Below are 14,110 nucleotides of genomic sequence, written 5' to 3'. Positions count from 1 at the left end.
ATGGCAAAAGTAAAACTGGATATTGGTTATGTGATCCACGATATGGATGAAGATAAAGATTACCGCATCATTTACAAAGCAAACAATTACATTGCAGCTATTCTGATGACCGAACGGGATGGAAAATTCGAAATCGATGAGTTTGATCAGAATACACTGCTAGAGATGGTCAAAAACCATTTAGTTGCTGTTCGTGAGCCGAACTTCAAATACTTTGATCCGGATGCTTTATCAGAAAAGAACAGAGCAATCTACGAAAGAAATCGTGATATAGTCAATCAAGTAGAAAAAGAATATGGACCTTGTTATTTTGAACTGATGACCCGAAAACCAAAACCTTTGATCAAAGAATTGAGTAAAAAATATAATATAAAACCTCGTGCAGTAATTTATACTTTAAAAGCATATTTATCTGCAGGAATGAACGAATATTCACTTCTCTCAAAAAAAGGTGAACATGATTCTTCTAATATAAAATATCAATCGAAAACCGGGCGTAAATCAACGTACGGAAATATGGGTGTTACTTTGACTGGTGATATCATAAAAATATTTGATGAAGCAACTAAAAAATATCTATCTGGAAGAGAAAAAACCTACCAAAATGTATACGATTGGATGTGTGCAACCTACTTTGTTCAAAGAATAGAGAAAGAAGATAAATACGGAAAGTCTTATGAATATAAGCTTCTCCCTATAGACCAGCGTCCAACCAAACGCCAGATGGAGAACTATATTCGAAAACATACGACCAAGAAACAAAGAGATATTGCCAAGACATCAAGGCGTGAATATCGCAACAATAAACGACTGTTGGTCAGTGATAATCTTTACAATGTGCATGGTCCAGGTGATGTCGTTGAGATGGATGAGGTCGAAATGGATGTATCGTTGGTCAGTGAAGCAGATCCAACCAAGGTGATTGGACGTCCAATTGTGCATGTGATGATTGATATCTATTCACGAATGATCATCGCCGTATCGGTTTCATTGGAAAATAACTCAGTTTTAGGCTTGACCAACTGTCTGATCAACCTTGCTGAAGACAACAAAGCATTATGCCGCCGTTTCGGTCTGGAATTGAAGGATGGTCTATGGGATATTAACATCATCCCTAATAAGATCCGTTCAGACAGAGGTTCGGAATACCGTTCAAAAGAAGCAAAACGTATATTCAGAGAACTGGGTATTACATTGGATCTTGAACCGCCCGCTATGGGTTCGATGAAAGGGCAAGTTGAACAGCTTTTTCATCAGTATCATTCCGTCCAGAATGATGTATTGGAAGGAAACGGCTTGATCACGAAAAGGCATGATTCCAATCACCATAACAACGCGGTGTTGACATTAAATGATATCTGGATCTTTGTGATCAATCAGACGATTGCACATAATATGCTGACGATGAAAGAATATCCATTGACAAAGGATATGATCCGTAAGAAAGTTCATCCAAATCCACTGGAGATCTGGAATTACGGATGTACAAAGTTCGGCGCCCCTAGACCAATGATCGACAAGAAACAGTTTGAATACATCATCCGTAAACCTGTAACAGCCAAATTAAGCAGAAAAGGTATTTTCTGGAATGGTCTGTATTATTACAACAATTCTGATGTACGTTTATTGGATCGGATACAGGTCTTAGGCAACACCAAAGAATCATTCTCCTGCCGTGTAGATGAACGCGATATCGGCACTTTATGGTATATCAATGATGGCCGTATAGAAGTAGCCGAACTGAATATGATGCGAAACGGAAATGCTGAATATAACGGTATGTCTTTACGTGCTTATGAAGAATTCAAGAAAGCTAAGAAACAGCTCATTGCTGAAAATGCGCACAAGGATGAAGAAATCCGTGTTGCGCGCCGTATGGGACTGGAAGCAACCGTCAATAATGCCAGACAGGCAGTTGCCAATATTCCTGTTTCAAAAGATAAGACAAAAGGTATCCGTGAATCCAGAAAATTGGAATCAGAAACCAATTTGGAAAAAAACAGTATCCAAAGTCGTCTTCAGAATGAAACCAAAGCCATCGAATCCAAATCGAATGACTTATTGATTGATGCATCTAAACAAAAGAAAACTGAAGAAAAAGTTAAGAATGAGTATGATCTGGAAAATGAGACCAGCATTGAAAATATTCTTAAACAAATAAACAACGAAATGTGGTAGAAAGGAGCTGAGCTTCAATGAAAATTTTTAAATGGAAATACAAATACGAAGATGTTGATGAAAACCAAAATCAATATACGATTGAAGAATGTAAAAGAAATGGATTTGTTGATGCAAAATATATCGAATCAGGCAATCCTGGATTTAATGGAAATCCATTTATCGAAGCCTTACCACGGCCAAGAAATATGAAACAAAGCAGTCCTTATTTCCGTCCGATTGCACCTGTCGATCATTTAAAATTTAAAGATCTGACCATAGAAAAAAAGAAGGAAGATGTGTTGAGTTTAAAAAATCTTCGTCTTCCATTATCCTTTCAAAAAGAGCTTGAATTTGTGAATTATGATGTAATGACCTATTCTTATTCATTGCGAAATATTTATTACTGGGATAACCATGTGTTTGATGAAACCATTGAACAAAATGATTTTGAGATGCAGACCAAATCAAAAGGCAGGGTAGAGGATTCAGCGCCTAGCGGCTTCTCTTTATTGGGAGCATCTGGCTGTGGCAAATCCACCGCAATCAAAGAGCTTTTTAGTAATATGCCGCAATTAATTGCTCATCATCCTGAACCAGGCATGATCATTCCGCAAATTACATATATCGTCGTCCCATGTGTGCCGAACAGTAATTTTAAAGTTCTATATAAAGAGATTGGAGAAGCTATCGATTTTGCACTTGGAAATGCAGAACCGTGTTATGAACTTCTTATCGCTAAACAAAGAAATTTGGGCGACATGCAGATGAAAGTATGTGAACTGATCGAGAAATTTTCCATCGGTACGATTGTTTTTGATGAAATTCAGCTTGTAAATTTCTCAAAAAATAAAGATAACACCTATGAAGCTCTTTTATCTATCGTCAACAAGACAAAAGTCGCATTGAGCGTTGTCGGTACAGAAGATGCATATAATCTGCTTTTTTCTAGACTTCGAAACGCTAGACGAAGTGGAGAGTACATTGATGCTTCAGCTTATACTCAGGACAAAAAATTCTTCTCTAAGCTCACTTGGATCATGTTCCAATGGCAATGGTTTGATGAACCAGTTAGATGGACTCAGGAATTAAGTGATACCTTGCTTGAATGTTCAAAGGGATTGATCAATCAATTGATCTGGATCTATAAATGGATGAATCTGGAATATATCGAAGCGAAGGCAAACGGTCAAAATGTCGTTGTCGATTGCGATTATATCCGTAAGATCAACGACAAACATTTTAGACATATGAAGAGCCAATTAGATCTTATGGTACAGCAGCAAATCGAACAGCAGGAAGATCAAAAGATCATTGATGCAGCGAAAGGAATATCCAATCAAAATTATGAACCCGAAGATATTTCATCCCTTGATCCAATGCATGAAGCAAAGATCACTGCCGAGGTTATCGAGATGGTCCATCGAATGTTTCCTCAATTTGACTCCGATTCAATAGGTGATGCCACAAAACAGGTGATTGAAAGGGATCAAGACCATAAGTTGCGTACTTATGAGATTGCACAGCAAACGCTCGATATCCTGCAGCACAAACCGGTGAAAAAGAAACGTCGTACAAGTAAAAAGAAACCAACATCAAAAGATATTACTGCTTATCTTGATTTATAGAATCAATTTGTTAACGAAGAAGTATTTCTATTTCTTCGTTTTTATTTCTTTACTTTATCTTTTGCGTTAATTAGTTGTAGTAAGAAAAGTAGAATATTTTCATAAATGTGTTAGCTAGTTGGTAAATGTGGTAACTAGTTGTATCAAAACAGTTCACGCACGGCGGAAATGTAACAAAAAAATATTACTTCGCATAATATATATTATGTAACAAAAATATTTTTTTCGCTGAGTTTCATTCTTAAATTTAAAACCAAAAAAATTTTTTTCTCAAATTTTCTCAAAAATGAACTTTATCCTCATTTAAACCAAAAAAAGATAAAATTAAAAAATCTAATAAAAATGTACTTTTCAAAAAAATAATACATTAAAAAAACATGTATCATCGTAAATATGGTACATGTTTTTTGTAGATCAAGTTATTATTTTATAAAGTTGTTAATCTTCTTTTAGAGTTTCACATAATGGAAGTAATTCGTCAAGCTTTTTAACGATACGATGCTGTTAATGAGTGGCACAAGTTCTGGTGTGCATATTCCATCTTTCTAGAATATTCTATGATATTAAACTTCGATATTAAACTTCCTTTAATTCGTACTTTTGAATAATAAATAATTACTATTTCAATTGAACTTTTCATGTTTAAAATGAAAAGTTTATCATTTTTAAAAGTTTATTTTTCAGATTGTGGATTAAACGTCATTTATACTTTACTTAAAGCTTATTTTAAACATCTCATGAAAAGTTCATTCTTTTTAAGTTTTCACAAAAAAAGAAGCAATTCAATGCTTCTTAATATACATGAATTTTATTGCTTCTTTTGCGGTCTCGTGCTGTTGTTTTACTGGCGATATGGTAGCTTTTCCATCATTCTTTTGTAAACCATAGGATCCGAATTGTGAGTGATTTCCACCTTTGATGATTTTTATGATTGTATTTTCAGGAAGATCATGACGATATTTGTGCCAATGATTCCGATTCATGATATGATCGTGGCTACCATAAATAGCTAAACAAGATAGATTTGTATCCGACAAATCTTGTGTACTATAGGCGCCTAGTAACAAGAGTCCTTTCAAATCGTGTGGATGTTGGTCTGCATATTTAGCTGCCATGGCACCGCCCAAAGAATGTCCACCAATATACCAATTCGAAATATCTTTTGTTGTTTGTATATATGATTCGGCGGCATTGATATCAAATACGGCTAGATTCAAAGGCATCTTTACTAATACACAATAGATACCTTTTTCAGCTAAATCTTGCATCAAGGGTGCGTATGCTTGATATTCTACCTTTCCACCTGGATAAAAAATAAGACCTGTCTCCGTTTTTTGATTTGGTTGAAAAAGAGTCGCAGAAGGTTCTTCTTTTACGATGACGGTAGATGTTGAATTCAATGCATTTTTTGCCACGGAATCCATCGAATATCCATCTTGGAGGTAAAGAATGCATCCAAGAATAGCACATACAATACCAACTACAAAAATTCGTTTAAAGATTTTATTTTTGTTTTTCATGAGATCTTTTATTATCGAATAAAATGAATTCGATCGATATCAAAACGATCTTGTTGCGAATGTTGTTGTACTGGATAACCAATTGGAATCAATGCAAAAGCATGCAATTTATCCTTTAAATCAAGAATAGAATCTACCTTTTCGATTCGATCAGTCAATGGTGCAATGCCTAGCCAAACACCGCCAAGACCTAATTCTGTGATTTCTAAAAGGATATTTTCTGTTGCAATTGCCATATCGATTTCGCCCATTTGCGGAAATATCAACCCCTCGGTTCGTAAACATGGAACAAGAACGACGGGTGCATTTGCAGCACATCCAGCATAGACACTACATTGCGATAATTTTTGAATCGTTTTTGGATTGGTGATCACATAAAACTCCCATGGTTGTTGGTTTCCGGCCGATGGAGCGGCCATGGCAGCTCGTAAGATTTGTTCAATTGTCTCTTCTTCTACTGGCTTATTTTGAAATTGTCGAACACTGGTTCGATGAAAAATGGCATTCATTCTTTGTTCTCCTTACCATAATATAATCAGTTTTCAATATAACAAAAACAAAATAGAAAAACAAATCATATGCTCAAAAAAAGAGCTTCCTAAGAAACTCTAATCATTGATGATATGAATGGCTTGGAATGCAATGCAGCCGGGACCCCCTTGACAAATATAGGCAGGGCTCATAGGTAAAATAACAACTTTTGCATTTTCAAAACGTTTCTGGATCAACTGTATTGCTTTATTGGCCCATTCTTCATTATGTGCATGTGATAAACAGAATGTATATTCATTCGTTACACCATCTTTTTCAAATGTATCCAACATCATTTTTAACGCTTTGGTATACGTACGAACAATCGCAAATTTTTCTAACTTTGTACACGTTTTATTTGCACGGATGATTGGAATCAGTTTTAATAAACCACCTAATATACCAGAAGCATTGGATAAACGTCCACCACGAACCAAGAAATCAAAATCAACTGGAATCATGAAGTTTTCTGAAGTTGGAATACTTTTTTCCAACATCGTTAAAATAGCATCCTTGCTGGCACCCGATGCAGCCATCTTTTGGGCTTGATTGACCAAAACATATTGAGGCACACATAAGGTCTGTGCATTGACAACGGATACTTTGTCTGGATCGTCACATGTATCTTTTGCCAATAAAGCGGATTGATAAGTTCCACTTAAACCATCTGCCATCGTGATATCAATCACTTCATTGCCTTCAGCAATAATTTGATTATAGATTTCTGTTTTCTCACCAATGGATGGTTGCGAAGTTGAAGGAACCGCGCCATTCTTGATCATCCTTAATAATTGAATATCGGTTATTTGTTCAAAATCACGATAACTATGATTATTTATAGTGATCATCAAAGGAGCTACATAAATACCGTGTTGTTTTGCTTGTGCTGGTGACATTTGACAAGCACTATCTGTAACTATTTTTATCATAAACTATCCTCGTATTTCTATTGTAGCGTAACTGATTTATATAGTCAATAAATCTAGTTCTTAAAACTACATTGTCACGTTTTTTATATTATGATAAACTATGTGTATGGAAATCGCACAAATTAAACAAGATCTAGAAAATTTTCAATGTCCAAAATGGCAGCAATTACCCGATTTTGATGTATATATGGATCAAGTCATCTTCTTTATCAATGATCGGTTATCGCCTTTATTCTTTTTAGAAGATAAGGCTGATAAAGTTATAACTTCTAATATGGTCAATAATTATGTGAAAAACAGTATTGTGCATCCACCTATAAAAAAACACTACAAACAATATCATTTAGCCTATTTAATTGCTGTTTGTATTTTAAAAAAATGTTATTCATTGACCGAAATACAAACCATGATTGAAATTGTAAGACGCTTAGAACCGGATGATACCACCAGTAGTATTGCGACCATTTATAATTCTTTCAGTGATTGTTTTGATCATTACCTTCATCAAGTCCTTCAATTTGGCATGATCAAACAAGAATTTCAACCTGAACATATGAATGATGAAACACAATTAATGATCTCAGTCATTAAAACCGTTGTATATAAAATGTTTACGGAATTAGAAATTTTAACATTTGAAAACGCAGAAGCTTAAATGCCCCTGCGTTTTATTTATCTTCTTCAATATGCATTCTGGTCAGTAATACTTCACGAGCTGCTTGATCATAAGGATTGGTCAGTGGTGTCAAATCTTTAAATTGCATATTTGGATTTCTTTTCTTCAATGCTTTATAAATAACAAAATCTGCAACATCCGGATTTTTTGGCAACAAAGGACCATGTAAATACGTACCTAAGACTTTACCGTCATAGAAACCTTCAAATCCTGCATCAAACGCATTTCCATATCCAGACAATACTTTTCCCAATGGCTTTGTGACACCCAAAGTTTGACCACCATGATTCTCAAAACCAATAATTTTTGTATGAATTTCATCCAATTGAGCATCGATCACAATATTACCAATGCAACGAGAGCCCATTTTTCCAGTATCTGTATAATACGGATAAAAACCGAGACCCGCTATTTTTTCACCATTTGCGGCAATATAATATTGACCAAACAACTGATAACCACCACAAATCAATAAAATAAACGTATTTTCATCCATTGCTTTTTGGATGTTTTCTTTTCGTTGCAAGAGATCCGGAATTAAAGAAATTTGTTCTTTATCGGCACCACCACCTAAAAAGATCAAATCATAGGTGGAAAGATCATCTTGTTGACCAATCCCGCAAGTATGCAAATCAAAACCAATTCCACGATCCAAACACCGTTTCTTTAAGGTCATGATATTTCCTTTATCTCCATATAGATCCATGATGTCATGATACATCCAACAAACTTTCATTACTTGTTCCATAGATTCATTCCATCTCCTTTACGATGGCTCCACGAGCTGGCAACAAAGCCGTATACGTTGCGACCACATAGGTTCGATCAATATCCTGAAAAGCTTGATGAATCGCATCTTGCAGCTGGGATATTACACGAATCGATCCTTGATAACCGCCATAATAAATACGTAAAGCCATATCATTGGCACGTAATCCCGTACAAACAATTTCTTTGGTTTCATCTGTAATGATCTTTTCAAAGAAGGTATCATAGATCCAAGATACATCGGTACCATCTTGTTCACGATCATTTAATACGATACAAACTTTTTTTGGATTTGTATCTCTTTCAATGACTTTCATGACTTCATTGGCACCCGTTGGATTTTTCACCAAATTTAAGATACAAAAATGTCCATTCTTTTCAAACTTCTCATTTCTTCCTTTCGGTTGTGGTGCATGGGCAAATACTTTTTTAGCTACATCCATGGAAATCTTACATACCTTAGCTACAGCTAAGATAGCTGCACAATTATACATCGAATACATACCTTCATACGGCGAGTGAAAATCAATGCCATCACACGTAAATGTTTCTTTATCTAAATCAATATCTTGTAATTCAATATCCAATGGCGGCGTTTGAAAATCACAAGCACTACAATGAAATTTACCAATATGGGAATATTGATAATATGCATATTCTAATTTATGGCCACAAAGCGGACAGAATTTCCCTTCACTGGCCTCATTGGTATGATCTACACTATATTTATTTTTATCCATACCAAAATAGGTAGCATGTGCTTTTGATGCTTTATAAGCTAAACGAACTACATTGGGATCATTGCCATTCAAAATCAATTCTCCCTGATAGTTTGGCAATACCTTTTCAATGGAAAGAATCAATTGTTCCATTTCTCGGGCACGATCCAGTTGATCACGGAAAAAATTGGTTACGACTAATGCAGTAACGGGAAGATAAGGTAGAATATGACGAACATTTAATTCATCCACTTCCAAGACAATCGCATTGGCTTTCACCTTTCCAGATAAAGAACTATTCGTTAATAAGGTTGTTGTAATACCAGCTTTCAAATTATCACCTTTACGATTGGAAATGACATCATATCCATCGTTTACTAATAAATCAGTGATCATATTAGCAGTACTTGTTTTTCCATTTGTTCCAGTTACTAAGATAACCGGACCATTGATTTTTAATTTCGATAATATATTTTTATCCAATTTCAAACCGATTTCACCAGGCATAGAACCACCATGGCCAATCAGATGTAATAAGGATGAACTCATTTTCGTTGCTAAAATAGAAAGATGCTTCATTTGGCTTCTCCTTTTATACGTCCCTAATTATACACGAAATTAAATTGAATTGGTATTTGTACTCACGTATAATAAAGGTATTGTAATGGAGGAAAACAAATGGCACAAACTGCATATTATCAATCCCCTTTGTCGCAACGATATGCGTCAAAAGAAATGCAAGCATTATTTTCAAATGATAAAAAATTTCGTACTTGGAGAAGACTTTGGATCGCATTAGCTCAATCCGAACAAGAATTAGGCCTCGATATTACCGATGAACAAATTGAAGAATTGATTGCCCACAAAGACGATATCAACTACGATGTCGCTCAAGCCCGTGAAAAAATCGTTCGTCATGATGTTATGAGTCATGTGTATGCCTATGGTGTACAATGTCCAAAAGCAAAAGGAATCATTCATTTAGGTGCTACGAGCTGTTATGTAGGGGACAATACAGATTTGATCATCATGCATGAAGCTTTGGAATTAGTACAAAAAAAGATCGTCAATGTATTGGCACAATTAAAAAAATTTGCCTTAGAATACAAAGATATGCCATGCTTGGCCTTTACCCATTTTCAACCAGCCCAACCTACAACGATTGGAAAACGAGCATCTCTATGGGCCCAAGACCTATACATGGACTATTTAGAAATTGAACACTTATTAGAAAATAAAAGATTATTAGGCTGCAAAGGAACAACCGGAACTCAAGCCAGTTTCATGGAATTATTCAATAATGATACCGATAAAGTGAAAGCTTTGGATAAGAAAATCTGTGAAAAGCTTGGATATGATCACTACTTCCCTGTTTCTGGACAAACCTATACCCGAAAATATGATACGCAAGTCATCAATGCCTTGGTTGGCGTTGCACAAAGTGCACATAAATTTTCCAATGATATTCGTTTGTTGCAACACATGAAAGAAGTCGAGGAACCATTTGAAAAAGGTCAAATCGGATCAAGCGCTATGGCTTATAAGCGTAATCCAATGCGTTCGGAACGTATGGGTTCCTTAGCCCGTTATGTCATTGCCGATTCTTTAAACCCTGCTATGACAGCCAGTGAACAATGGTTTGAAAGAACGCTGGATGATTCTGCCAATAAACGAATCAGTATCGCGGAAGCTTTCTTAGCAACCGATGGTATCTTAGATTTATATTTAAATATTACCGATGGCATGGTCGTCTATCCAAAAGTTGTGGAAGCCGATTTATTGAAAGAATTACCATTCATGGCCACAGAAAATATCATGATGGATGCCGTAAAAGCTGGTGGTGATCGCCAAGAATTACATGAATTGATTCGTGAACATTCGATGGCAGCAGGTAAAGTTGTTAAAGAAGAAGGAAAACCAAATGATTTGATTGATCGTATTGCGAATGATCCAAAATTCGGTATGACCAAAGAACAAATCGAATCCCATATGGAACCAATCCATTATGTTGGTCGTTCGGTTCAACAAACCGAAGAATTCTTTGCTGAATATATCGATCCAATCTTAGCAAAGCATAGTGATGAATTAGGTATTGAAGCACAAATCAATGTATAAAAAATGAGGATGACCAAACGGTCATCCTTTCTTTTCAAGTACAGGAATGCAATGATGAATCAAATGTTTATGAACTTCCCAATAATTTGGCATCCAATCTAAAACTTCTTGGTAAAAAGCTTGGGAATGATTGGGATATTTCATATGACACAATTCATGAACGATAACGGAATCCACTTCTTCCCAATCCACAAATAATAATTTTGTGCTAAGTGCAATCACACCCATATCCTTTCGACAGCTTCCCCACTTGGATGCATAATAGCCATAACGAATCGTCAAATTCGAATAGCCCATGGCCTGTTCCCACTGATGAAAACGCGGCGTGATTTGATTTTGGGCAATCTCTTTTAAGAGAACTTGCCAATGTTTCTCATTGCCATCGATCGTGATGGTTTCTTTATCCAAGTTAATAGCACAAACATCACCCATAACCACTTTATATGGACGTTCCAAAATAAACAAAGTCATGCCTGGACGAATTCTTGGTATAGCCTCATAGGCAGCCAATTGTTTTTGAATCCAATGGGTATGCTGGTTAACGAAAGTATCCACAAATTCTTTGGAAGTTTGCACAGGACTTGTGACAATGATTTGTCCATCTTTTATTCGTAGGGAAACATTCTTATAACGTTTATTTTTGATCCACTGATATTCCATTATTGCAGATCATCACACATTCTTTGCGCAATCTCTTTCATCAGATCCATAGTCTTTTCTTGTTGCTCTAAGGTATAACTTTGACTATACATATTGATATCACGCAATAGATCCACTTGTGGCAACATACCATAACAAGGCACCTTAACCTTTTTCAAGAACGTATCCAATTCTTCTTTATTGTAGAAATCAATATGTTCATGACAATTTGGACATTCCAAATATGCCATATTTTCAATGAGACCCAAGACAGGGATATCCATCTTTTCACACATATGGATAGCTTTTTCAACAATCATGGAAACCATTGGTTGTGGTGTAGATACCATCACAACACCTTTTAAAGGCAAAGACTGCATGATCGTTAAGGCAACATCTCCCGTTCCTGGAGGCATATCGATCAATAAAACATCCAGATCTTCCCATAGAACATCGGTATAAAATTGTTTGACAACATTACCCACGATCGGACCTCGCCAAATAACGGGTTCACTTTCATTTTCTACCATGAAATTTAAAGACATTAATTTGATGTCATCGACAACTACCGGTAAGATCTCATTCTCTTTGGTGCCATATGCATGCTGATCTTCAACCCCCATTAAACGAGGAATACTAGGCCCCGTGATATCGGCATCCATGATACCCACTTTTTTCCCTTGTGCAGCTAATGATTTCGCTAAAAGGACAGTCATGGTTGATTTACCAACACCACCCTTACCACTCATTACAGCTACTACATCTTTAATATGATTTTTTGGATTTGTTTCTACACCACAAGTACTTGCATCCTTATTGCAATTTCCAGCATTTGGACAACCTTCACAAGACATACTATTTTTCCTCCTCTTTTTTATCCGTCCATAAAAAGTATGAATCATACGTATTTTTTAAGCGATCGGATTGAATATGTGTATAAATCTGCGTCGTTTGAATATCACTATGGCCTAATAATTCCTGCACGATACGCAAATCAGCATGGCCATCCAACAGATGTGTCGCAAAACTATGCCGAAAACTATGTGCTGAAATCCGTGGATCCAAATCCAACGCATTGACTTTCTCTTTGATCAGATGATGCACATATTGACGCGTACAAGGATGACCCAATCGATTCACAAACAATTGAGGGATGTGTTTTTTATCCCAGTCACATCGTACCAAACGCATATATTCTTCAATCTGTTCACAACAAGCAGACGCCATTGGGATAATTCTTTCTTTATCACCCTTCCCTTTGACTTTGACAATTTGTTGCGATAGATGTACATCATTGCATCGAAGATCACATAATTCACTCACACGAAGCCCACAAGAGTACAAAACCACTAAAATGGTCTTATGATAAATATCTTGATTGGAAGAACCAAACGATTCAAATAACTTTTTTAAATCCGCTATGGAACAATACACCGGTAAATGCCGATTGTTGTTGATACCACGCAAACTCGTCGTTGGATCTTTATATTCCGGATGATTCAAAGACGTAAATTTATGAAACGAATGTAACGTCGCAATCATTTGATTGACACTGCTTGCTACATGATCCAGTGCATATACATTCAAAAAGGAATCAATCTGCAATATGGTAATATCCTCAACATTGATGATCGATTCGTTTTCCAGATACTTTGCATATACAACCAAATTGTGTTGATACGCATCCATTGTTTTTGAACTTTTTTGAGCTACGACCCTACCATTGATCAAGTAATCATCGATTGCCTCTTTTAGCTTCATGTCCATATTTTAACACGCTTACCAATTCAAGACCAATCTAATACCTAGATAAAATAAGGCGGTAAGACCTCACAATCACAATGTCCTTCTTTAATGGCTTCAATACAGACAGTTTTCGCTATTTGTTTCTCTTTTGTATAAGCAATTTGTATATGTTTGATACAAAAATGATGTGCAAATAAACACTGTACGATTTCATTCAAACGGTTGCATCGATGCACAAAATAAAAACGCCCATTGCTCTTTAATAGTCGATTCGCATTTTCAATCAATTCAACCAACGTCAGATTCTTTTCAATGCGTCCCATCTGTCGACGATTCATCTTTACCCCTGGATTGGTTGCTTCATCACGAAAATAAGGCGGATTGGAGACAATCACATCCACAGGATTTATTTGTACATCCTGAATCCGTTGATTGATGATCGTTGTTGGATGGGTAAAAAATGTATCCGCATTCAATTGTGCTAGCTTTGCTGCTTCTTCTAAGACTTCGACCCCAATCATCAATTGAATCGGGTATTGATCGGCTGCTAATAATAAAGCGCCATTATTTGTTCCGATATCTAAGACAACCTCATTTTTTCTTAACTCCATAAAACGAGCTAAAAACTTTGTATCTGTATTGAAACAAAAAGCGTCCTGATCTTGATACAACACTAGATCCT

The 14,110-nt window shown here is 35.9% G+C and carries 13 protein-coding genes; 4 read left to right on the top strand and 9 right to left on the bottom strand.

What is annotated here, in order from left to right; genetic code table 11:
* Nucleotides 1-2,178 carry an integrase catalytic domain-containing protein gene (locus EDX97_RS03365; protein WP_183164249.1) on the top strand — a complete coding sequence of 726 codons (2,178 nt, stop codon included), beginning with the start codon at nt 1-3 and terminating at the stop codon, nt 2,176-2,178.
* Nucleotides 2,179-2,195: 17 nt separating this feature from the next.
* Nucleotides 2,196-3,785 carry an ATP-binding protein gene (locus tag EDX97_RS03360; protein WP_128519773.1) on the top strand — a complete coding sequence of 530 codons (1,590 nt, stop codon included), beginning with the start codon at nt 2,196-2,198 and terminating at the stop codon, nt 3,783-3,785.
* A 782-nt stretch (nt 3,786-4,567) separates the two neighbouring features.
* Here the strand turns inward: EDX97_RS03360 and EDX97_RS03355 are convergent.
* The 3 genes from EDX97_RS03355 to EDX97_RS03345 all read right to left on the bottom strand — a co-directional run bounded on the left by EDX97_RS03355 (nt 4,568) and on the right by EDX97_RS03345 (nt 6,765).
* Nucleotides 4,568-5,305: an alpha/beta fold hydrolase gene (locus EDX97_RS03355; RefSeq protein ID WP_128519772.1), complete on the bottom strand. Its 738-nt coding sequence runs from the start codon at nt 5,303-5,305 to the stop codon at nt 4,568-4,570.
* Nucleotides 5,306-5,316: 11 nt separating this feature from the next.
* Nucleotides 5,317-5,814 carry a nitroreductase family protein gene (locus EDX97_RS03350; RefSeq protein ID WP_128519771.1) on the bottom strand — a complete coding sequence of 166 codons (498 nt, stop codon included), beginning with the start codon at nt 5,812-5,814 and terminating at the stop codon, nt 5,317-5,319.
* A 99-nt stretch (nt 5,815-5,913) separates the two neighbouring features.
* Nucleotides 5,914-6,765, bottom strand: coding sequence for a DegV family protein (locus tag EDX97_RS03345; RefSeq protein ID WP_128519770.1), 852 nt, complete (start codon nt 6,763-6,765; stop codon nt 5,914-5,916).
* Nucleotides 6,766-6,871: 106 nt separating this feature from the next.
* Between EDX97_RS03345 and EDX97_RS03340 the strand changes: the two genes are divergently transcribed.
* Nucleotides 6,872-7,420: a DUF1836 domain-containing protein gene (locus EDX97_RS03340; protein ID WP_183164248.1), complete on the top strand. Its 549-nt coding sequence runs from the start codon at nt 6,872-6,874 to the stop codon at nt 7,418-7,420.
* 13 nt (nt 7,421-7,433) lie between these two features.
* Here the strand turns inward: EDX97_RS03340 and EDX97_RS03335 are convergent, their stop codons facing one another.
* Together EDX97_RS03335 and EDX97_RS03330 are read right to left on the bottom strand one after the other, a co-directional pair.
* Nucleotides 7,434-8,189 carry a type 1 glutamine amidotransferase gene (locus EDX97_RS03335; RefSeq protein ID WP_245977987.1) on the bottom strand — a complete coding sequence of 252 codons (756 nt, stop codon included), beginning with the start codon at nt 8,187-8,189 and terminating at the stop codon, nt 7,434-7,436.
* Nucleotides 8,190-8,193: 4 nt separating this feature from the next.
* A complete protein-coding gene (locus EDX97_RS03330; RefSeq protein ID WP_128519768.1) occupies nt 8,194-9,507 on the bottom strand; it encodes a DUF1727 domain-containing protein in 1,314 nt (437 codons plus the stop codon).
* Between the two features lie 99 nt (nt 9,508-9,606).
* Between EDX97_RS03330 and purB the strand changes: the two genes are divergently transcribed.
* On the top strand, nt 9,607-11,043 hold the full coding sequence (gene purB / locus EDX97_RS03325; RefSeq protein ID WP_128519767.1) for an adenylosuccinate lyase: 1,437 nt from the start codon (nt 9,607-9,609) through the stop codon (nt 11,041-11,043).
* Between the two features lie 21 nt (nt 11,044-11,064).
* Here purB and EDX97_RS03320 read toward each other — a convergent pair whose 3' ends face one another.
* From EDX97_RS03320 to EDX97_RS03305, 4 genes are read right to left on the bottom strand one after another with little or no spacing between them, the layout of a single operon-like run.
* On the bottom strand, nt 11,065-11,703 hold the full coding sequence (locus EDX97_RS03320) for a M48 family metallopeptidase (RefSeq protein ID WP_128519766.1): 639 nt from the start codon (nt 11,701-11,703) through the stop codon (nt 11,065-11,067).
* Nucleotides 11,703-12,536, bottom strand: a complete 834-nt coding sequence (locus EDX97_RS03315; RefSeq protein ID WP_128519765.1) for an Mrp/NBP35 family ATP-binding protein — start codon at nt 12,534-12,536, stop codon at nt 11,703-11,705. Before EDX97_RS03315 ends, EDX97_RS03320 begins: the two co-directional genes overlap by 1 nt.
* Nucleotide 12,537: 1 nt before the next feature.
* Complete coding sequence (locus tag EDX97_RS03310) at nt 12,538-13,443, bottom strand: tyrosine-type recombinase/integrase (RefSeq protein ID WP_128519764.1); 906 nt, start codon at nt 13,441-13,443, stop codon at nt 12,538-12,540.
* Nucleotides 13,444-13,487: 44 nt separating this feature from the next.
* Entirely contained in the window at nt 13,488-14,102 is a 615-nt protein-coding gene (locus EDX97_RS03305; protein WP_183164247.1) for a tRNA1(Val) (adenine(37)-N6)-methyltransferase, read from the bottom strand.
* Nucleotides 14,103-14,110 lie beyond the last annotated feature (8 nt).

The organism is Absicoccus porci, assembly GCF_003725415.1.
Taxonomy (GTDB): domain Bacteria; phylum Bacillota_I; class Bacilli_A; order Erysipelotrichales; family Erysipelotrichaceae; genus Absicoccus; species Absicoccus porci.
The sequence above is the reverse complement of the archived record's forward strand: the minus strand, read 5'-3'. Positions and strand labels throughout refer to the sequence as shown.

Bases quoted from the DNA above. Each gene is read 5' to 3' on its own strand.
- EDX97_RS03345 (WP_128519770.1), bottom strand. From the start codon at position 6,765: ATGATAAAAATAGTTACAGATAGTGCTTGTCAAATGTCACCAGCACAA.
- EDX97_RS03355 (WP_128519772.1), bottom strand. From the start codon at position 5,305: ATGAAAAACAAAAATAAAATCTTTAAACGAATTTTTGTAGTTGGTATT.
- EDX97_RS03340 (WP_183164248.1), top strand. From the start codon at position 6,872: ATGGAAATCGCACAAATTAAACAAGATCTAGAAAATTTTCAATGTCCA.
- EDX97_RS03360 (WP_128519773.1), top strand. From the start codon at position 2,196: ATGAAAATTTTTAAATGGAAATACAAATACGAAGATGTTGATGAAAAC.
- EDX97_RS03330 (WP_128519768.1), bottom strand. From the start codon at position 9,507: ATGAAGCATCTTTCTATTTTAGCAACGAAAATGAGTTCATCCTTATTA.
- EDX97_RS03350 (WP_128519771.1), bottom strand. From the start codon at position 5,814: ATGAATGCCATTTTTCATCGAACCAGTGTTCGACAATTTCAAAATAAG.
- EDX97_RS03315 (WP_128519765.1), bottom strand. From the start codon at position 12,536: ATGTCTTGTGAAGGTTGTCCAAATGCTGGAAATTGCAATAAGGATGCA.
- EDX97_RS03335 (WP_245977987.1), bottom strand. From the start codon at position 8,189: ATGGAACAAGTAATGAAAGTTTGTTGGATGTATCATGACATCATGGAT.
- EDX97_RS03365 (WP_183164249.1), top strand. From the start codon at position 1: ATGGCAAAAGTAAAACTGGATATTGGTTATGTGATCCACGATATGGAT.
- EDX97_RS03320 (WP_128519766.1), bottom strand. From the start codon at position 11,703: ATGGAATATCAGTGGATCAAAAATAAACGTTATAAGAATGTTTCCCTA.
- purB (WP_128519767.1), top strand. From the start codon at position 9,607: ATGGCACAAACTGCATATTATCAATCCCCTTTGTCGCAACGATATGCG.
- EDX97_RS03310 (WP_128519764.1), bottom strand. From the start codon at position 13,443: ATGAAGCTAAAAGAGGCAATCGATGATTACTTGATCAATGGTAGGGTC.